This is a genomic window from Bacillus sp. GMs2/2, assembly GCF_050172095.1.
In the GTDB taxonomy this organism is placed as follows: domain Bacteria; phylum Bacillota; class Bacilli; order Bacillales; family Bacillaceae_G; genus Bacillus_A; species Bacillus_A cereus.
Genome location: NZ_JBNLYE010000782.1, coordinates 1 through 377, shown reverse-complemented (window position 1 = coordinate 377; position 377 = coordinate 1). Strand labels below are relative to the sequence as shown.

Sequence of the window (377 nt, the reverse complement as noted above, 5' to 3'; positions counted from 1 at the left end):
TTTTTATAATTTTTTTCAAACTCATCACCTACATTGTTATAAACATACCTACAACGTTCTAACAGCAAATCTTTCGGGGTTAGCTCCTTTGAAAAATCAAAAGACGCATTTGTTAAAGCCAACAAATACGCCTCTCCTTTTTCCAAAAGTTTTATTAAACTAGCATCCTCTTCATTCCATGTGATTTTAAGAACATCTTTTAATTCTTGCAAAAGATTATCCATTTTCATCACCTACTAATAAAGTGATTAGTTCGGCCTTCGTTGCATTAGCCTTGTATTCAATACCGCTTTGATCTAGTAGTGATTGAATCTCTACCTTCGTTAATGCTGCATAATTCCTCTCTTCAACAGGAGAGGAGGAATTAGGGTGTTGGC

Annotated in this window: 2 protein-coding genes; both read right to left on the bottom strand. The window is 34.7% G+C overall.

The genetic code is table 11. From position 1 onward, the window contains the following. Positions 1 to 224, bottom strand: a 224-nt coding sequence (locus tag ACQGS6_RS29505) for a hypothetical protein (RefSeq protein WP_426966113.1), incomplete at its 3' end; no start/stop codon positions are given. Then, a partial coding sequence (locus ACQGS6_RS29500) for a hypothetical protein (RefSeq protein WP_426966114.1) occupies positions 217 to 377 on the bottom strand: 161 nt, incomplete at its 5' end. The genes ACQGS6_RS29505 and ACQGS6_RS29500, both read right to left, overlap by 8 nt.